The sequence below is a fragment of the Pseudomonas sp. Fl4BN1 genome (genome assembly GCF_009908285.1).
Classification (GTDB): domain Bacteria; phylum Pseudomonadota; class Gammaproteobacteria; order Pseudomonadales; family Pseudomonadaceae; genus Aquipseudomonas.
On sequence record NZ_JAAARM010000043.1, the window covers coordinates 25,721 to 44,232 of the forward strand.

Consider the following 18,512-nt stretch of genomic DNA (forward strand, 5'->3'; position numbering starts at 1 on the left):
AGATGATTGTTCAAATATTGATCAAGTGCGGCGAAAACTGCTGTTTTCCTATAAGTCACGGATTTTCTTGGGGTTGTCCGATGAAATATCCCTAAGCGTCGGGCACTTGCCCACAGTTGCTGTGGGTCAAGCTGTGGATAACATGTTTGCTGAAGGCTGCATCCCTTGTAATCCATAGCGTGTGCGGCAATAGATCAAATTTCATACAGTTCTAATGGCTTTCTTGACAGCGCCAAGTGGCCTGTCTTCACTGACTCCACAAGGACTTAGCAGTTACTTATCCACATCCGGATCAGGGGGCGCAGGCAATGGACTGTCGTGTATCGCAGGTTTCCCCGGCTTGGACTTCCCTTCCTAGACGCACCCGTCGTCGTACCACCAACCAGCGCGCACGCTCATAACCCTATCGGCGGATTGTTGGCTGCACCCTCACCATTGACTCCACCTCCTATGTTTCTGGCGCACAGGCTTGCCTGTTCGGCTGCCTGGCGCCTGATCGGCTTTACCCATTAGAGGCAACCCCAGAGTTGCCCCGCCTGCCTGAGAGGAACCCCGTCATGACTCGGATCGCGACCCCCATCAGCGAGATCCAGGAACACTACGACGTTATCGTTATTGGCTCGGGTTATGGCGGTGGTATCGCTGCCTCCCGCTTGTCCCGTGCCGGGCGGCGGGTGTGCCTGCTGGAACGGGGGCGGGAGATGCAGCCCGGCGAGTACCCCAACACCCTGGCGACTGCCACCGAGGAGTTGCAGGTGCATGACCCCGAGGGCCACATCGGCTCACGCACCGGGCTCTTCGACCTGCACGTCAATGCCCAGCAGAACGTAGTGGTCGGCTGCGGCCTGGGAGGCACCTCGCTGATCAATGCCAACGTCGCCCTGGAACCCGAACCCGGGGTGTTCGACGATCCGCGTTGGCCGCAAGCGGTACGTGAACACCGTGACACCCTGCTCAAGGAGGGTTATGCCCGGGCCCGGGAAATGCTCAAGCCCACGCCTTATCCCGATTCAGCGCCGACCTTGGCCAAGCTCCAGGCCCACCGCAAGTCTGCGGAGTTTCTCCAGCAGGGCGCGCACTTCTACAAGCCACCGATCAACGTGAACTTCGCCAAACTGGCGAACAACCTCAACCATGTCGGGGTCGAGCAACTGCCCTGCAACCAATGCGGTGACTGCGTCTCGGGTTGTAACAACAAGGCCAAGAACACCACCCTGATGAACTACCTGCCGGACGCCAGCAATCATGGGGCAGAAATTTTCTGCCAGGCCGAGGTGCGTTACCTGGAGCGCGACGGCGACGGCTGGATCGTGCACTTCCAGTACCTGGACAGCGGCCGCGAAAAGTTCTCGGCGCCGACCCTGTTCGTCAAGGCCGATATCGTCGTGTTGTCCGCCGGCACCCTGGGCTCTACCGAAATCCTCCTGCGTTCCCGGGCCAAGGGCCTGGCCACTTCGGCGCAGTTGGGCGAGCACATGAGTGGCAATGGCGACATCCTCGGCTTTGGCCACAACTGTGAGCAGACCATCAACGGCATTGGCTTTGGCACTCACTCGGCCAGCGAGTTGGAGCCTGTGGGGCCGTGTATCACCTCGATTATCGACATGCGCACCGAAGGCGACTGGCGCAGTCGCATGGTCATCGAGGAAGGCTCGATTCCCGGTGCACTGGGGCGGGCCATGGTACCGAGCATGGCGTTGTTCGCCGGCACCCTGGGCAAGGCCACTGACGATAGCTTCGGCGCCAAGCTGGGGTACAAGGAGCGCGAGGCCGAAAGCTTTCTGCGCGGGCCGTATCACGGCGCGCTGCACAACATGCAGACCTACCTGATCATGAGTCATGACAATGGCCGCGGGCGCATGGTGCTCGACGCTCAGGATCAACTGCGCATCGACTGGCCGGGCGTCGGCGAACAGCCCAACGTGATCCTCGGCAACGAGCGCCTGTACCAGAGCACCAAGGCCCTGGGCGGAATCTGGGTGGAGAACCCGATCTGGACCCAACTGCTCAAGCACAGCATTGTCTCGGTGCATCCGCTGGGCGGCTGCGTGATGGGCGAGGACGCTGGACAGGGCGTGGTCAATCACAAGGGACAGGTGTTCAGCGCCAGCAGCGGCAGCGAGGTTTATCCCGGGTTGTACGTGGCCGACGGCGCAGTGATTCCTACCTCGCTGGCGGTCAACCCGCTGCTGACCATTTCCGCGGTCAGCGAGCGCAACATGCGCCTGCTGGCAGAGGATCGCGGCTGGCAGATCGACTATCGACTGCCATCGGCCCCCAGCAAGGCGGTGCCGGCGCCGACCCTGGGCGTGCAGTTCACTGAAACCATGAAGGGCTATTTCTCCAGCGCCTTCACTCAGCCCCAGGGCACCGACCTCAATCTGTACCAGGAAGCGGCCAAGCGTGGCGAAACGGAAAACTCGCCGATCGAATTCACCCTGACCATCACCGCCGATGACCTCAACCGCATGATCAAGGAGCCGGAGCACGCCGCGACCCTGGTGGGCACCCTCAACGCTCCGGGATTATCGGCGCAGCCGTTGGTGGCCAGCCATGGTGTGTTCAATCTGTTCGAGGAGTATCAGCAGCAGGTTGGCGTGCGCCACATGAACTACGACATGCGCCTGACTGCCGAAGACGGCAACGACTATTACTTCAGCGCCTTCAAGACCGTGCCCGAAGACCACGGCGTGCTGAACATCTGGCCCGACACCAGCACCCTCTACGTGACCCTTTACCGGGGGACGGACAAGAACGGTCCCGTGTTGGGGTCCGGGGTGATGCACATCCTGCCGGCGGACTTCGCCAAGCAGATGACCACCATGAAAGTGCTCAATGCACGCAACGAGCGTGAGCGCATCGAAGGCCTGGCGCGCTTCGGCAAGTTCTTCGCCGGGATCCTCTGGGAGAGCTACGGCGGGGTGTTCGCCGGGGACATCTACTTCAACCCCGACGCGCCACCGCGGATCAGGCGGCCCCTGGATGCGCCGGTGCCGACCGTGCATTTCTTCGAAACCGAAGACCAGGTGCAACTGCGCCTGACCCGCTACCAAGCCGGCAGCAAAGGCCCGGTGATGCTGGTCCATGGTTTGGGCGTGGGGTCCAACATCTTTTCCACCGATACCATCCAGAGCAACCTGCTGGAGTACCTGTGCAAGCACTACTATGACGTCTGGCTCCTGGATTTCCGGGTCAGCATCCTGCTGCCGGCGAGCAAGCAGGAGTGCAATGGCGACCAGATTGCCGCCTATGACTTCAAGGCCGCCATCAGCCAGGTCAAGCAAGCCACTGGGGCGCGGGATGTGCAATGCGTGGTGCATTGCTATGGCGCCACCACCTTCTTCATGTCGCTGCTGGCGGGCCTGCAGGACGTGCGTTCGGTAGTCTGCTCGCAGATCGCCGCCGACACCGTGGTCGCCACTGCAACCGGGATCAAGGCCGGGTTGCATCTGCCCGGCGTGCTCGATGCCATTGGCATCAAGTCGTTGACGGCCTATGCCGACAGTAAGGAGAGCTGGTTCAACAAGCTCTACGACAAGGCCCTCAATGGTTACGCGCGGATCGAGGCCCAGGGTTACTGCACCAACCCAGTGTGTCACCGCGTGACCTTCATGTACGCCTCGCTGTACCGCCACGACACCCTCAACCAGACCCTGCACGACAACCTGCACGAGCTGTTCGGCGAGTCGAACATCCAGACCCTGGAGCACCTGGCACTGATCTGCCGCAAGGGCCACCTGGTGGATTTCAAGGGGCGCGACGTCTACATGCCGCATTTCGACCGGCTGAAGTTGCCGATCTGCTTTATCAGCGGCGCCGACAACCAGTGCTACTTGCCGCAAAGCACCCAGAAGACCTATGAGCGCCTGTGCCAGCTGCATGGCCCGGAACTGTTCAGCCGCCATGTGGTGCCGGGTTATGGGCATATCGACTGCATCTTCGGCAAGGACGCGGTGGTCGACGTGTACCCGCTGATCCTCGCGCACCTGGAGAAGACCGCCCAGGGCTGACGGCTGCTGGAGCGAACGTCGCGGCGCACAGGGATGCTTAGGGAAGGCTGACATGAATACTTATATTCGTTGGTTCCAACGCTTTATCTGGCTGGGCATTGCCATGAACATGGTGTTTGCCCTGCCAGCGTTGTTTGCCCCGGCACTGCTGACCGCGGTGGTCGGCCTGCCACCGGTGCTTTCCAATCCCTGGCTGGAAAACGCCGGGATGTTGCTGGTGGGCATCAGCCTGTTCTACATGCCTTCGGGGTTCAACGCGCCGCGATTCGTGGTGCATTCCTGGCTGTGCGTGTTGTCCCGGTTGATCGCCGTGGCGTTCTGGATCTACCTGATCGACACCAGCAATCAATCCCAGGTGTTTGTGCCCATGCTGATGGGCGACCTGAGCATGTTGCTGATCCTGGGCATCCTGCTGTACCTGGGTTGCGATCCGGCCAATCGGCCCTGGGCCTTGCTCAGTGCCGGCCTGCACGCCTGGTGCGAGTGCTGGGCGGCGTGTTGGCGCCGGCACAGCTTTCGCGTGGGGGCGCTGCTGGTCCTCCTGGTGCTGGGCTTTGTCGGATACGAGACCTGGGTCAACATGCTCCGTGAAGTGCCGCAGCCGGTGGAAGCTTCCGATGAGGATCACTTCAAGTACGCGGCCATCGGCCTTGGCATCGAGGCGCGCATCCCTTACTACCTGTTCGCCGTGTTGCCGCAGATGTGCCCGGAAAAACTCCCCCGTCCCGGCGGCTATGAGGTCTTTGGCTTTCTCTACGAGAATGGCAGGGACCTGCCCGTGGGCATGGCCAAGCGGCAATTGGGCTATCCCACCGTGGAGCCCAACTGCGCCCTGTGCCACACCGGTGCCTACCGAGCCAGTGCCAATGACGTGTCGCAGATCGTGCCCACCGCGCCGGCCAATCTCATGCAACTCCAGGCGTTCCAGTGGTTCGCCTACGATTGCGCCAGCGATCCGAAATTCACCGTGGATGCGGTGATGAATGCGATCAACGCCAAGTTCCAGCTGGGCTTTATCGAGCGCCTGTACAACCGTTACCTGATCATCCCCATGGCCAAGAGCGCATTGCTCAAGCAGAAGCAGGACTATGCCTGGCAGAAGCTGCGGCCGCAGCAGGGGCCGGGGCGCACCGACACCTTCAACCCGACCAAGATGGTGGTGTTCGGTTTCCCCGACGACTCCACCATTGGCACCGTGGACTTGCCGCAGATCTGGAACCAGAAGCCCAGGGAGTCGATGTACCTGCACTGGGATGGCAACAACAACCAGATCCGCGAGCGTAACTACGCGGCGGCGATGGCGGTGGGGGCGACACCGGAGTCGGTGCTGCCGCAGAGTTTCAACCGGGTCACCCAATGGTTGCTGGGGCACCAGCCGCCGGCCTGGCCGTTCCCCATCGATCAGGCCAAGGCTGCACAAGGCAAGCCGCTGTGGGAGGCCAATTGCGCCGGTTGCCATGATTTCGGCAAGGCCGACACCGGTCAGGTCACCACCCATATCCAGGAACTGGGCACTGACTCCCATCGCCTGGATTCCTTCACCACCGGGCTGGTACAGGCTTTCCACGGCTTCAAGAAACCGCCGTTCGACTTCAGCGCCTATCGCAAGACCCAGAGCTACAGCAATACCCCCACCGACGGTGTCTGGCTGCGGGCCCCTTACCTGCACAACGGCTCGGTACCGAGCCTCTGGGACTTGTTGCAGGTACCGGAACTGCGACCCCAGGTGTTCTTCACCGGCTCGGACGTCTATGACCCGCAAAAGGTCGGCTTCATCACCAGCGGTCCGACGCTGCAGGGGCCGGGCTACTTCAGGTACGACACCCACCTGGAAGGCAACAGCAACAGCGGCCATCGGTATGGCACGCAACTGTCCGACCAGCAGAAATGGCAGTTGATCGAATACATGAAAACCCTGTGACGCCCGTGGGACGTCAGCGCCAATGGACCATCAAGAGGGATGCCAATATGTCATTAGTAAGCGATGTGGAGCACGAGTTCGACCAGGTCAAGGCCCGGGTCGACGGCCTGTTCGCCAGGCTTGACCTGGCCTGGAAAAAGCTCCGCAACCAGCTCCAGCCCAAAGAGCTGGAGGCCATTGTCAGTCTGCTGCAACGGGCCCACGACCAGGCGCAATACGCGATCATCCATGGCGACCTGCCCCCCGGCCAGCCCCCGGTACCCTGGGAACTGGCCCACGGTCTGTCGGTGCTGCACCTGGGCAACGCCTCACCGTTGCCGCAGAGCGTGGCCGAGTTGCAGACCCAGGTGATGAAGGACGGCACCCTGCTGGGCTGTCGCCAATGGGAGTTGCTGGACCTGCGCTGGAGCGAAGCCCTGCTCAAGTGGATCGAGAACCTGCGCGATCACGCCCCGTTCGGCAGCACTCCGGCGCTGATCGAGATGGCTGACGACGTGCTGCTGGACATGGCCGGGGACTGGGGCACCGGGTACTTCGATAGCCAATCGGCGGCGCAGCGGGTGGCGAACCTGATCACCCAGGACCGGCCGGACTTCACCATCCACCTGGGAGATGTGTATTACGCCGGGACCGGCACCGAGGAAAAAGCCGACCTCACGGGCTGGCCCCAGGGCACCCAGGGCTCATTCAGCCTCAACTCCAATCACGAAATGTACAGCGGCGCCCATGGCTACTTCGCCGAGATCGCAGAGTTGTTTCCCAAGCAGCAAGGCACGAGCTATTTCGCCCTGTTCAATAGCCACTGGCTGATCATCGGCCTGGACAGCGCCTATGCCTCTGATGCGATGAACCTCTACATGGATGGCAACCTGGGCCCGGCGCAGCAGCAATGGCTCAAGGACCTGGTCGCCAGCAAGGGGCAGGGGCGCAAGATCATGCTGCTCAGTCATCATCAGGGGCTGGATATCAGCGGGCAGCAGCAGACGGTGCTGTACGGGCAAGTATTGGCGGCCCTGGGGCGTGCACCGGATTACTGGTATTGGGGGCACCTGCACAATGCCATCTGCTATGCGCCCATCGGCGGCATGTACGGGCGCTGCATCGGCCATGGGGCGATTCCCTACGGCCCCACTCGCGAATTGCAAGGCAACCCCCTGGTGCAATGGTCGGAAGTGCTGTCGGCGGATGACCCGAACTACCCCCTGCGGGTGCGCAATGGCTACTTGAAGGCGAAGCTGCAGGGCGCAACGATCACCGAAACGTTTGTTGGCGAGAACGGAGTGGTGAGTTGGACGCGTTGATCGGACTGGCGAGAACCGCGTCCAGCCTGCTGCAACAGCCATGATCCAGGGGCCATCAACCGCTCAGGGGAGGGCTCGAGGGCTGGAGAAGGACTGGCAACAGTTCCAGAAACGTTCGAGAGCGGGTGAGACGAACTTGTCGCGATGACGCAGAAGATAAAAGTGCCGCGTCAACCGGGGCAAGTCACTGCTGAGGGCGATCAGCGAGCCGGAGCCCAGTTGCTCTTCGACCACCCAACGTGACAGGCAGCTGATTCCCAGGCCTGCGGCCACGCTGTGCTTGATCGCCTCGGAGCCGCCCATCACCAGGGTGTCCGGCAAATAGTGCAGATGCGGCAGCAGTAGGTGGTTGACCTCCTCACGCGTGCCGGAGCCGTCTTCGCGCAGCAACCAGCGAGTCTGGCGCAGTGCTTCGAGTGACACTCGGCCTTGGCTGGCCAATGGATGGAGGGGGGCCGCCACCAGGACCAGGTCATCCTCAAGCCAGGGCTCCACCAGCAGGTGGGATGCACGGCACGGTCCTTCGATCAGGCCTGCGTCGGCCTCGAATCCCTGGACCTGCTCGATCGCCGTGCTGGTGTTGGCAATGGTGATATTGACCTGAGTGTTCGGATTGGCCTGCTGGAATGAGGCCAGCAGCCGCGGCAGTACGTAGTTGCCAATGGTACTGCTGGCCGCCACTGCAAGATGGGCCGGCATGCTGGCAGCGCTGCCGAACTGCTGTTGCAACTGATGCACGTCATCCAACAAGCGCAGCGCCTGCGGCAGCAGGGCCCGGCCTACTTCGTTGAGGTGCAGGCGCTTGCCTACTCGTTCGAATAGCCGGCTGCCAAGTTGCGCTTCCAGCTCGTTGACGGCGGCGCTGGTAGCGGACTGCGACAGTGAGATGGACTCTGCCGCGGTGGTCGTGCTGCCGGTACGGGCGACCGCACAGAATATCTGTAGCTGACGGAAGCTGATGGCCATGAGCGTTACCTGTTTTTCAGGTATTTGATACTGGAATTATCCATTTAACAAATTTACTGCGTCGGACTAAGGTTTCTACGTGATCTCACCAGAGAAACATTCCATGGATAGCCTCTGCATCAAGACCGGGAACGGACAACCGGACCATTGTCTCCTGCCTCTTTTCTTGCCTGCTGCCGGGCCTTGTCTGGGCCGACTTGGCCTTTCATTGACCTGCGTCCCGTTGTTGCGCCGTCTGCCGGTGCGGCGTGCTGTGCATTGACCCGCAGGCTGTTTTGTTGATCGTCCTTTGCCCGCCTCTGATCCTGGCATGAGCCGGGGTCGCCCATCCGGAGACACACCATGAATCCCTTCGACAAGCGCGGCGGTCTTGACCGCCGACACTTCCTGCAGGCGAGCTTTCTCGCAGGCCTTGGTCTGGCCACTCAACCCTTGCAAGCGCTAGCCGCGAGTCTGGAGCAACAGCCTTTTGCCAACGGCGAACGTGAGCTGATCAGCTACCCGCAGAAACGCCCACTGATGCGCATCACCACCCGTCCACCGCACCTGGAGACCCCGTTCGAGGTTTTCAATCAGGGGCTGTTGACCCCCAATGATGCTTTTTTCGTGCGCTACCACCTGGCCAATATTCCAACCCGAATCGATTCGCAGACCTATCGCTTGAAGGTGTCTGGTTGTGTGCGCCAGCCGCTGGACCTGAGCCTGCAAGCCCTTAAGGCACTGGGCGAGCCGGTGGAGGTGGTTGCAGTGAACCAGTGTTCCGGCAACAGCCGCGGTTACTTCGAACCCCGGGTTTTTGGCGCGCAGCTGGGGCATGGCTCGATGGGTAACGCGCGCTGGGTAGGCATGCCGCTGCGCAAGGTGCTGGAGCATGCGGGGGTTGAGGACAATGCTCGTCAGGTAACGGTTCGTGGCCTCGACCAGCCGATCCTGCCTGCGACGCCGGCGGTGATCAAGGCGCTGGATATCGGCCATGCACTGGCCCCGGAGCCGTTGATTGCCTGGAGCATGAACGGTGAGGATCTGCCCTTCCTCAATGGCTATCCGATCCGTCTGATCGTGCCGGGTTACTACGGCACCTACTGGATCAAGCACCTGAGTGAAATCGAAGTCATTGACCATGATTTCGAGGGCTTTTTCATGAGTAAGGCCTATCGAGTGCCAGACAACGACTGCCAGTGTGTACCGCCGGGTAGCGAACTGACGGCCAGTCGCCCCATCGGCGTACTGCCGGTACGCTCGTTCGTCACCAGTGTGCACAGTGGACAATCCCTGCCGTTGGGGCAGCCCCAAGCCTTGCGTGGCATTGCCTTCGACGGCGCCGGTGCCGGTATCCAGAGCGTGGAGTTCTCCGACGACAACGGCCGGACCTGGCAGGCCACCCGCCTGGGTGAAAACCTGGGGGTCTATTCGTTTCGCGAATGGCTGGCGGACTGGAGGCCGCGCCAGCGCGGTATCGTCCAGCTGCTGGTACGAGCGCGCAATGTCCAAGGTCAGACCCAGCCAGCGACGCCGACCTGGAACCCCGGTGGTTATGCCCGGCACTCCATCGAATCGCTGCCATTGCACATCATCTGAAAGGGTCTGATTCCATGAATAGAGTTCGTTACGTCGTGGTCATCGCCCTATTGGCCGCGGCTGTTTTGCTGTCGCGCTCACAGATGAGCTGGGCTGAATCACTGAGCATCGAGTTGCCACCAGAAACAGCTCGCTTCGAGCCTTCATCCTTACCGGGTTATGCCATTGCCAATGCCAAATGCAGCATTTGCCATTCAGCGGACTATATCCAGTTGCAGCCCCCTGGCATGAGCCAGCAACAGTGGCACAACGAGGTTGCCAAAATGCAGCATGCGTTCGGTGCGCCGATCGATGATCAAGAAGGGGATGCGATTGCCGCCTACCTGGCGGATACCTACTCGGGAAAACCCCGTGCCAAGGTCGCTGAGCCGCCAGTGGCAGGAGTGCAGGGCGGAGCCCAGCAGGGCGCCATGGGCCTGCTCAATGCCAACGGTTGCCTCGGTTGTCATGCCATTGATCGCCAGGTGGTCGGCCCGGCCTATCAGGCAGTCGCCGAACGTTACCGTAACGATCCCAAGGGCGTGTAGACACTCGTCGAGCATATTCGTGAGGGCGGCGTGGGGCGCTGGGGGGCGATCCCGATGCCGCCTTTCTCGACCCTGAGTGAGGTGCAGCTCAAGACCTTGAGCGAATTTATCCTCGGGCAACCTGAGGCGGCGCCTTAGCAGCACTGTCCGTATGCCGGGATGCTCGTGTGGACGATTTCAACCGCTCGCAGCCGAGTTGTGGCGAGGTCCACCCGATCACATTTCATGGTGCAAGTCCCCTGCAGGAGCGAGCAGCCTCGCTCCTGCAGGAAAGCCTCAGCCGTGAACCGGCACGCCCTTGAGATAAGGCGCCGGTTCTGCACCGAGGTTGTTCAACAAGCGCTCGCTGTACCAGTCGACGAAGTTGACCACGCCGAACTCATAGGTCTTGGAGTAGGGCCCGGGCTGGTAGGCGGTGGAGTTGATGCCGCGCTGGTTTTCTTCCGCCAGGCGCCGGTCCTGCTGGTTGGTGGCGTCCCACACCTGGCGCATGCGCTCGACGTCGTAGTCCACGCCTTCCACCGCGTCCTTGTGCACGATCCACTTGGTGGTGACGATGGTTTCCTGGGCGCTGATGGGCCACACGGTGAACACGATAATGTGATCGCCCATGCAGTGGTTCCACGAGTGCGGCAGGTGCAGGATGCGCATCGAGCCCAGGTCCGGGTTCTTGATCCGGCCCATCAGCTTGGCGCAGCCCTGCTTGCCGTCCAGGGTCATGGACACGGTGCCCTTGAGCAGCGGCATGCGCACGATACGGTTGCGCAGGCCGAAACTGGCATGGGCGTAAGGGATCTTCTCGGCTTCCCAGGCGGCAGCGGAAGCGGCCACGTGGTCCTTGAACGCCTGGTCGGCGCGCGGGTCGGTGACGTCGTCCCACTCCAGCAGGGTTTTCAGCAGTTCCGGGTGCGAGCCGCCGCAGTGGTAGCACTCGCGGTTGTTCTCCAGCACCAGCTTCCAGTTGGCCTTTTCGTGCAAGGTGGTCTGCACCGCCACCTTGGTGTTCTCCATGTCGTAAGGCTCCATGTAATGGGCCAGGGTCGCCAGGAAGTCATCGATGGCCGGCGGGTTCTCGGCCAGGGAGATGAAGATGTAGCCGCCGGCGGTCTTCACGTTCACCGGTTTCAGGCCGTACTGCTTCATGTCGAAGTCGGCGCCCATCTCGGTGCCGGCGAACAGCAGGCGCCCGTCCAGCTCGTAGGTCCACTGGTGGTAGTGGCAGACCAGCTTGGCCACCTTGCCCTTGTCGCTGGTGCACAGGCGCGAGCCGCGGTGGCGGCAGACGTTGTGGAAGGCATGGACCACGCCGTCGGCGCCGCGGATGACGATGATCGGGTTCTTGCCGATCTGCAGGGTGATGTAGTTGCCCTTGGTGGGAATCTCGCAGGTCATGCCGGCAATCAACCATTCTTTCTGGAAGATCTCCTGCATATCGATATCGAACAGCCTTTCATCGCAGTAGAACGGTTGCGGCAGGGAGTAGGTCCGCTCGCGTTCCTGCAGCATCTGTGCAGTGGCCTTGCGTGCAGGTTCCAGTGGATCGCCCAAGCTCAGGGTTGCGGTGACGTCCATCGTTAAAGTCCTCATGGCCGTTCGGTGCGGCCGGCGAATTGAATAGTGGCTACGGTGGGTGCTACGCAAGTCACGAAAAATCGGCTGTCGTGGTTGAGGCGAGTGTGGGTCCGCAGGCGTCTTTAACCTTATCCATGGGCGACATGGCCCAATCTGTTCCCGACGCTTGCGCCCCTGTAAACGGGGGCTGGTCGCGATAAGCATGTGAATGTCGCAGATAGATAAATGGGCGCCAGGCGCCTTACGCAGAATCGCTGACAAGACGCCGACCGTCGGCCGTGGAGAACAGCATGTCCAACACCTTCCTCAACCCGGTAACCACCCAGACCTGGGCCAACGGCCGTCACATCGTCCGTTGCGTCAAAGTCATCCAGGAAACCTGGGATGTGCGGACCTTCTGCTTCATGGCCGACCAGCCGATCATGTTCTTCTTCAAACCGGGGCAGTTCGTCACCCTGGAACTGGAGATCGAAGGCCTGCCGGTGATGCGCTCCTACACCATCTCCAGCTCGCCGTCGGTGCCCTACAGCTTTTCGGTGACCATCAAGCGGGTGCCCGGGGGCAAGGTTTCCAACTGGCTGCACGACACCCTGCATGAAGGCCAGGAGCTGGCGGTACACGGGCCGGTGGGGCTGTTCAACGCGATCGACTTTCCCGCGCCGAAGATCCTCTATCTCAGTGGCGGCGTCGGCATCACCCCGGTGATGTCCATGGCGCGCTGGTTCTACGACACCAACGGCAATGTCGATATGGTGTTCATCCACAGCGCCCGCTCACCCAAGGACATCATTTACCACCGCGAGCTGGAGCACATGGCGTCGCGGATCGATAACTTCAGCCTGCACCTGATCTGCGAGAAACACGGCCTGGGCGAGCCCTGGGCCGGTTACCGCGGTTACTTGAACCACAAGATGCTGGAGCTGATGGCTCCCGACTTCCTTGAGCGTGAAGTGTTCTGCTGTGGGCCTACGCCCTACATGAGTGCGGTCAAGCGCCTGCTGGAAGCCGCCGGTTTCGACATGACGCGCTACCACGAGGAATCCTTCGGCGCGACCCCGGCCGAAGCCCGGGCCGACGCCGTGGAGCATGCCGAACAGGCCGCCGAAGCGCCGGAAGTGGATGTTGCCGACCTGCATCAGGTGGAGTTCACCACCTCCGGCAAGAGCATTCGCGTGGCCCCGGGGGAAACCGTGCACGCCGCGGCGGCCAAGCTCGGCCTGATGATCCCCAAGGCCTGTGGCATGGGCATCTGTGGCACTTGCAAGGTGCTCAAGCTGGGAGGCGAGGTGGAAATGGAGCACAACGGCGGGATCACCGAGGAAGACGAAGCCGAAGGCTACATCCTGTCCTGCTGCAGCGTGCCCAAGGGCGACGTGCGGGTGGAGTTCTGATCGCTGGCCGGCCGGCTCCGGTATCGGAGCCGGCTGGCCGGTGAACAACGACCATGCGGTTCCCGGCTACTGATACAACGCCGGCCGGCGGTCCAGGTGCACGTGGTTATGTTCGCTGATGGACTTGTGCCAGGCATCGGCCAGGGGCAGGTCCGCCAGCAGCAGCTGCTCGGTGGTTTGCCGATCCTTGCCGGCCAGGGGGTAACCGTCGGCATCGACAATGGTCGAGCCACCGACCCAACTCACTCCCCGTTCCTCGCCACAGCGATCGCAAGCGGCAATGAACATCCGGTTGACCGCTGCGTTGGCTTGCACCCGGACCATCTCCGCCGGGCGCTCGCCGGCCGGGCGCGGGCCATCCGGCCAGTTCACCGGCGCACACAGCAGGGCGGCTCCGGCCAGCGCCGGCAGGCGCACCCACTCGGGAAACTCGAGGTCGTAGCAGATCATCATCGCAATCGGCCCGAAGCGAGTGGCCACCACCGGCGGCGGTTCTTCACCGGCAGTGAAGATCAGGTTCTCCCGGTCCCACAGGTGCGCCTTGCGATACACCGTCAGCGTTCCTTCCGGTTCGACCAGCGCGGCACTGTTGGCCACCTGGCCTTCGTCCAGGCGCTCGCAGAAGCCACCGACGATCACCACCTGCAGTTCCTCGGCAAGGGTTTTCCACAGGCTCAGGGTTGGCCCGTCGAGGGTTTCCGAGAGCGCCAGGGCCTCCGCCAGGTCGTTGAACACATAGCCGCTTTGCACCAGTTCCGGCAGCACCACTACCTGGGCGCCGCGGGCGGCGGCCTGACGGATCGCCGCAGCGCTCAAGCTGCGGTTGTAGTCCAGGTCGCCGACCCGTGGCGCCAACTGCTGGCAGGCCACTTTCAGGGATGGCTGAGGGATCATTGCGTGCCTCCTTCAAGCTGTTGTTCGCTGGCCTTGATGGCCAGGCGTTCCGCTTCCAGGTCGAGGTTGCGGGTCAGCACCCAGTAAACCAGGCAGGCCACCAGCAGGCCAATCACAAAGGCAATGTCGGCGCCGCCCAGGGCCACGGACAGCGGGCCCTGATAGAAGCTCAGGGACATGAACGGCACCATTGCCAGTAACCCGAGGAAGTAAGCCAGCAGACCGGCCTTGGACCAGCGGCCGTAGATCCCGGCGGAGTTGAAGATGTCGCTGATGGCGTATTTGCCTTTGCGCACCAGGTAGAAGTCCGCGAGGTTGACGGCGGTCCAGGGCACGAGGAAATACAGCATCAGCAGCACGAAGGTATTGAAGCTGCCCAGGTAGCTCTCGGGAATGTTCATCGCGATCAGGAAGATCACCACCGCCACCAGCAGGATGCCGACCACCCGGCTCTTGAGGTTGGGCTTGATCGACTTGAAGCCGTCGATGGCGCTGATGCCGGTGAGCATCGCGCCGTAGCAGTTGACCGCCATGATGCCCACCAGCGCCGGCACCGCGATCAGCACGGTGAAGGTGCCGAAGCCTGGAATCACCTGGTTGCCGACTTCACGCACACTGGCGATGGCGTCGGGCGAAGGCAGGGCCGAGGCCAGGAAGGCGCCAAGGGACATCAGCCACAGGGCCGAACCGGCGGCGCCCAGGTAGGTCCAGAAAATCACCTGGCGCGATGGGGTCTGGTGCGGCAGATAGCGCGAGTAGTCGGAGACATACACCGAATAGCTGATCTGGTAGCCGGCGGCGGCCGACAGCTGGATCAGGAATGCCGACCAGGAGAAATGCGCGTTGGCCACGGCGGCGTCGGCCTGCAGGGTCAGCAGGGCACTGACGGTGAGCACCGCAAACACGCTGATCATCACGTAGGTCAGCCAGCGCTGCACGGTGTGCAGCAGGTCATGGCCGATCACCGCGATCAGTACCGCCACGGCGATCATCAAGGTGTACCAGGGCGCGCGAGCGCCGGGAATCACCGTGTTGATGGCATCGGTGGCGAGAATCACGTTGAACACGTTGAAGCCGATGTAGACGAACACCACCGCAGTGAAGGGCACGATGGCGCCGCGCAGGCCGAACTGGGCGCGGGACTGGATCATCTGCGGCAGGCCCATGCGTGGGCCCTGGTTGGCGTGGAAGGCCATGCAGAAGGTGCCCAGGCAGACGCCGATGACGATCGCCAGGATCGCGTATTGCAGGCTCAGGCCCAGGGCGGCACCGGTAAAGCCGGTGACCATGGTGGTGAGTACAAAGTTGCCGGTGAACCAGAAGGGTCCCTGGTGCCAGACCTTGCCGTGACGCTCGTTGCGCGGCACGTAGTCGATGGAGCGGGTTTCGATCTTGAGGGTCGCAGGCGAGGCTCTCTCGGTGACGCAAGACTGGATCGTCATGGGGTCATTGCCTTGTTTTTATAGGTCGACCCGGGAGTCTCGGACATACGCCGCGGTTGTTGAATCAGTGGAGGCAAATAATCAGTTCAGGAATCTGTGAACTGATGGCGGCCGGAGGAGGCGTTGCTGGGATCGACGCCGGGCTTGCGGGCCTCTTCGCTGGCAAGCCAGCTCCTACGGGAGGGGAGCTGGCGCGGGGCCTTGTAGGAGCCGGCTTGCCGGCGAAGGCGTCGGCGGGATCGACGCCTGGCTTGCGGGCCTCCTCGCTGGCAAGCCAGCTCCTACGGGAGGGGAGAGGGTACGGCCCTTGTAGGAGCCGGCTTGCCGGCGAAGGCGTCGGCGAGATCGACGCCTGGCTTGCGGGCCTCTTCGCTGGCAAGCCAGCTCCTACGGGAGGGGAGAGGGTACGGCCCTTGTAGGAGCCGGCTTGCCGGCGAAGGCGTCGGCGAGATCGACACCTGGCTTGCGGGCCTCTTCGCTGGGAAGCCAGCTCCTACGGGAGGGGAGCTGGCGCGGGCCCTTGTAGGAGCCGGCTTGCCGGCGAAGGCGTCGGCGAGATCGGCGCCTGGCTTGCGGGTCAGGCGCTCATCACGGTGCGGATGTCCGCTGCCAGTTCGCGCACGCGCTCTTCCTCGGTGTCCCAGGAGCACATGAAGCGCGCACCGCCCTTGCCGATGAAAGTATAGAAGCGCCAGCCCTTGGCGGTTAGCGCGGCAATCGCCGGTTCCGAGAGTTGCAGGAATACGCCGTTGGCCTGCACCGGGAACATCAGCTCGACACCCGGGATGTCTTCCACCAGCTTGGCCAGCAGTTGCGCGCAGTGGTTGGCATGGCGGGCGTACTTGAGCCAGGCGTCATGTTCCAGCAAGCCAACCCAAGGCGCCGAGAGAAAGCGCATTTTCGAGGCAAGTTGCCCGGCCTGCTTGCAGCGGTAGTCGAAGTCTTCCGCCAGCTTGTGGTTGAAGAACAGGATCGCTTCACCGACCGCCATGCCGTTCTTGGTACCGCCAAAGCACAGCACGTCGACCCCGGCTTTCCAGGTCAGCTCTGCTGGCGTGCAGCCAAGGAACGCGCAGGCGTTGGAGAAGCGCGCGCCGTCCATGTGCAGGTTCAGCCCCAGTTCCTTGCAGGTGGCGCTGATGGCGCGGACTTCTTCCGGGGTATACACGCTGCCCACTTCGGTGGCCTGGGTCAGGGTCACCACCCGTGGCTTGGGGTAGTGGATGTCCTGGCGCTTGAGAGCGACCTCGCGGATCGATTCCGGGGTCAGCTTGCCGTTGTGGGTGCCGGCGATCAGCAGCTTGGAGCCGTTGGAGAAAAACTCCGGGGCGCCGCATTCGTCGGTTTCGACGTGGGCGGTTTCCGAGCAGATCACGCTGTGGTAACTCTGGCACAGCGACGACAGGGCCAGGGAGTTGGCGGCGGTGCCGTTGAAGGCGAAGAACACTTCGCAGTCGGTTTCGAACAGTTTGCGGAAATGATCCGAGGCGCGAGCGGTCCACTGATCGTCGCCGTAAGCGCGCTCGTGGCCGTGATTGGCCTGCTCCATGGCGGCCCAGGCTTCGGGGCAGATGCCGGAGTAGTTGTCGCTGGCGAATTGTTGGCTCTTGTCGGTCATGGCCGGCTCCGTGGTCGATGATGGTGCGCACTTTACCCAAGAATAATGGCCGAGCACACGTCCTGTTTATGCGGGAATAATGCATGGCCTATAAGGATTTATGCGTGATGCGATGCTGAAGCCCAATACCCGCCAGCGCGATGGGGCGCTGGATGCGCTGAAGTGGCTGGCGCTGCTGAGCATGGTCCTCGACCACCTGCGGTATGTGGGCCTGAACCTGGATGGACTGTATGTGCCAGGGCGCCTGGCGTTTCCCTGGTTCTGTCTGGCGATGGCAGTAAACCTGACGCGGGTTGGCGATAAAACCGACCCTCAGGCCGGACAATGGCGTTACCTGGGCTGGCTGCTGTTATTCAGTGGGCTCAGTGAGATTCCCTATCGCTTGTTCATTCCCGACCCCGACACGCTGAATGTCCTGCCGACTCTTGCCCTGGGTTTACTGGTCGCCCGGGGCTGGCAACGGCGCGACGGCCTGGCGATCGGGCTGGGGCTCCTGGCGTTGCTGCTGGCGCTGGTGTTTTCCCAGCACCTGATGTTCGGTGCATTCGGTGTCTTGCTGCCGCTGGCCCTGGTGCTGGTGATTCGTCGTCCCTGGTATTACAGCCTACTGCCCGGGGTACTGTGCCTGGCGGCCAACCAGTGGCAAACCTTGTTCCCAGCGGTGCGCCTGGGCAATCAGGTAGCGACTTACGGTATTGCCGCCTGTCTGCTGGCGCCGCTGCTGGGCGTGTTGCTATTGCGCGTACTGCGCGGTTGTACGGTGCCGGCGATGCGCCGTTGGGCGTATGGACTGTACCCCCTGCATTTTCTTTTTCTGCTGGCCCTGCGTGCATCCCTGTAGGAGCCGGCTTGCCGGCGAAGGCGTCGCTGGGAATTGCGCAGGGCTTGAGGGCCTCTTCGCTGGCAAGCCAGCTCCTACGGAGGGGGGAGGCGCGCGGCTTTTGTAGGAGCCGGCTTGCCGGCGAAGGCGTCGCTGGGAATTGCGCAGGGCTTGAGGGCCTCTTCGCTGGCAAGCCAGCTCCTACGGAGGGGGGGAGGTGCGCGGCTTTTGTAGGAGCCGGCTTGCCGGCGAAGGCGTCGCTGGGATTTGCGCAGGGCTTGAGGGCCTCTTCGCTGGCAAGCCAGCTCCTACGGAGGGGGGGAGGCGCGCGGCTTTTGTAGGAGCCGGCTTGCCGGCGAAGGCGGCGGCGGGATTTGCGCAGGGCTTGAGGGCCTCTTCGCTGGCAAGCCAGCTCCTACGGAGGGGGGAGGCGCGCGGTGTTTGTAGGAGCCGGCTTGCCGGCGAAGGGGGC

The 18,512-nt window shown here is 62.4% G+C and carries 12 protein-coding genes; 7 read left to right on the forward strand and 5 right to left on the reverse strand.

Annotation, left to right across the window (positions count from 1 at the left end; genetic code table 11):
• Positions 1-557 precede the first annotated feature (557 nt).
• Genes GV818_RS29680 through GV818_RS29690 form a run of 3 tightly spaced genes read left to right on the forward strand, consistent with a single transcriptional unit; the run spans position 558 to position 7,232 of the window.
• The gene (locus GV818_RS29680; RefSeq protein ID WP_161778254.1) at positions 558-4,010 is read left to right on the forward strand and encodes a GMC oxidoreductase; all 3,453 of its coding nucleotides are present in this window, start codon (positions 558-560) and stop codon (positions 4,008-4,010) included.
• Positions 4,011-4,062: 52 nt separating this feature from the next.
• Positions 4,063-5,931 (forward strand): cytochrome c, encoded by a 1,869-nt coding sequence (locus GV818_RS29685; protein ID WP_161778255.1) that lies wholly within the window; start codon positions 4,063-4,065, stop codon positions 5,929-5,931.
• 47 nt (positions 5,932-5,978) lie between these two features.
• Complete coding sequence (locus tag GV818_RS29690; protein WP_161759907.1) at positions 5,979-7,232, forward strand: metallophosphoesterase family protein; 1,254 nt, start codon at positions 5,979-5,981, stop codon at positions 7,230-7,232.
• A gap of 63 nt (positions 7,233-7,295) precedes the next feature.
• On the opposite strand, the gene GV818_RS29695 is transcribed toward GV818_RS29690, so the two are convergent.
• On the reverse strand, positions 7,296-8,198 hold the full coding sequence (locus tag GV818_RS29695) for a LysR family transcriptional regulator (protein WP_161759908.1): 903 nt from the start codon (positions 8,196-8,198) through the stop codon (positions 7,296-7,298).
• 342 nt (positions 8,199-8,540) lie between these two features.
• Here GV818_RS29695 and GV818_RS29700 point away from each other — a divergent pair, with 342 nt between their 5' ends.
• Positions 8,541-9,776 carry a molybdopterin-dependent oxidoreductase gene (locus GV818_RS29700; RefSeq protein WP_161759909.1) on the forward strand — a complete coding sequence of 412 codons (1,236 nt, stop codon included), beginning with the start codon at positions 8,541-8,543 and terminating at the stop codon, positions 9,774-9,776.
• Positions 9,777-9,790: 14 nt separating this feature from the next.
• Positions 9,791-10,303 carry a cytochrome C552 gene (locus tag GV818_RS29705; protein WP_306108709.1) on the forward strand — a complete coding sequence of 171 codons (513 nt, stop codon included), beginning with the start codon at positions 9,791-9,793 and terminating at the stop codon, positions 10,301-10,303.
• Positions 10,304-10,579: 276 nt separating this feature from the next.
• On the opposite strand, the gene gbcA is transcribed toward GV818_RS29705, so the two are convergent.
• A complete protein-coding gene (gene gbcA / locus GV818_RS29710) occupies positions 10,580-11,875 on the reverse strand; it encodes a glycine-betaine demethylase subunit GbcA (protein ID WP_161759910.1) in 1,296 nt (431 codons plus the stop codon).
• Positions 11,876-12,165: 290 nt separating this feature from the next.
• Between gbcA and gbcB the strand changes: the two genes are divergently transcribed.
• Positions 12,166-13,266, forward strand: a complete 1,101-nt coding sequence (gene gbcB, locus GV818_RS29715) for a glycine-betaine demethylase subunit GbcB (protein ID WP_161759911.1) — start codon at positions 12,166-12,168, stop codon at positions 13,264-13,266.
• 66 nt (positions 13,267-13,332) lie between these two features.
• Here the strand turns inward: gbcB and GV818_RS29720 are convergent, their stop codons facing one another.
• The 3 genes from GV818_RS29720 to GV818_RS29730 form a co-directional block, all read right to left on the reverse strand.
• Positions 13,333-14,160 carry a nitrilase-related carbon-nitrogen hydrolase gene (locus tag GV818_RS29720; RefSeq protein ID WP_161759912.1) on the reverse strand — a complete coding sequence of 276 codons (828 nt, stop codon included), beginning with the start codon at positions 14,158-14,160 and terminating at the stop codon, positions 13,333-13,335.
• Entirely contained in the window at positions 14,157-15,602 is a 1,446-nt protein-coding gene (locus GV818_RS29725) for a purine-cytosine permease family protein (protein WP_161778256.1), read from the reverse strand. Before GV818_RS29725 ends, GV818_RS29720 begins: the two co-directional genes overlap by 4 nt.
• A 577-nt stretch (positions 15,603-16,179) precedes the next feature.
• Positions 16,180-17,220, reverse strand: a complete 1,041-nt coding sequence (locus GV818_RS29730) for a low specificity L-threonine aldolase (RefSeq protein ID WP_161759914.1) — start codon at positions 17,218-17,220, stop codon at positions 16,180-16,182.
• A gap of 100 nt (positions 17,221-17,320) precedes the next feature.
• Between GV818_RS29730 and GV818_RS29735 the strand changes: the two genes are divergently transcribed.
• A complete protein-coding gene (locus GV818_RS29735) occupies positions 17,321-18,061 on the forward strand; it encodes a TraX family protein (RefSeq protein ID WP_161778257.1) in 741 nt (246 codons plus the stop codon).
• Positions 18,062-18,512: the final 451 nt, after the last annotated feature.

What these genes read in the sequence shown, in the direction of transcription:
- GV818_RS29680 (WP_161778254.1), top strand. Translation starts at nt 558, where the DNA reads ATGACTCGGATCGCGACCCCCATCAGCGAGATCCAGGAACACTACGAC.
- GV818_RS29685 (WP_161778255.1), top strand. Translation starts at nt 4,063, where the DNA reads ATGAATACTTATATTCGTTGGTTCCAACGCTTTATCTGGCTGGGCATT.
- GV818_RS29690 (WP_161759907.1), top strand. Translation starts at nt 5,979, where the DNA reads ATGTCATTAGTAAGCGATGTGGAGCACGAGTTCGACCAGGTCAAGGCC.
- GV818_RS29695 (WP_161759908.1), bottom strand. Translation starts at nt 8,198, where the DNA reads ATGGCCATCAGCTTCCGTCAGCTACAGATATTCTGTGCGGTCGCCCGT.
- GV818_RS29700 (WP_161759909.1), top strand. Translation starts at nt 8,541, where the DNA reads ATGAATCCCTTCGACAAGCGCGGCGGTCTTGACCGCCGACACTTCCTG.
- GV818_RS29705 (WP_306108709.1), top strand. Translation starts at nt 9,791, where the DNA reads ATGAATAGAGTTCGTTACGTCGTGGTCATCGCCCTATTGGCCGCGGCT.
- gbcA (WP_161759910.1), bottom strand. Translation starts at nt 11,875, where the DNA reads ATGGACGTCACCGCAACCCTGAGCTTGGGCGATCCACTGGAACCTGCA.
- gbcB (WP_161759911.1), top strand. Translation starts at nt 12,166, where the DNA reads ATGTCCAACACCTTCCTCAACCCGGTAACCACCCAGACCTGGGCCAAC.
- GV818_RS29720 (WP_161759912.1), bottom strand. Translation starts at nt 14,160, where the DNA reads ATGATCCCTCAGCCATCCCTGAAAGTGGCCTGCCAGCAGTTGGCGCCA.
- GV818_RS29725 (WP_161778256.1), bottom strand. Translation starts at nt 15,602, where the DNA reads ATGACGATCCAGTCTTGCGTCACCGAGAGAGCCTCGCCTGCGACCCTC.
- GV818_RS29730 (WP_161759914.1), bottom strand. Translation starts at nt 17,220, where the DNA reads ATGACCGACAAGAGCCAACAATTCGCCAGCGACAACTACTCCGGCATC.
- GV818_RS29735 (WP_161778257.1), top strand. Translation starts at nt 17,321, where the DNA reads ATGCGTGATGCGATGCTGAAGCCCAATACCCGCCAGCGCGATGGGGCG.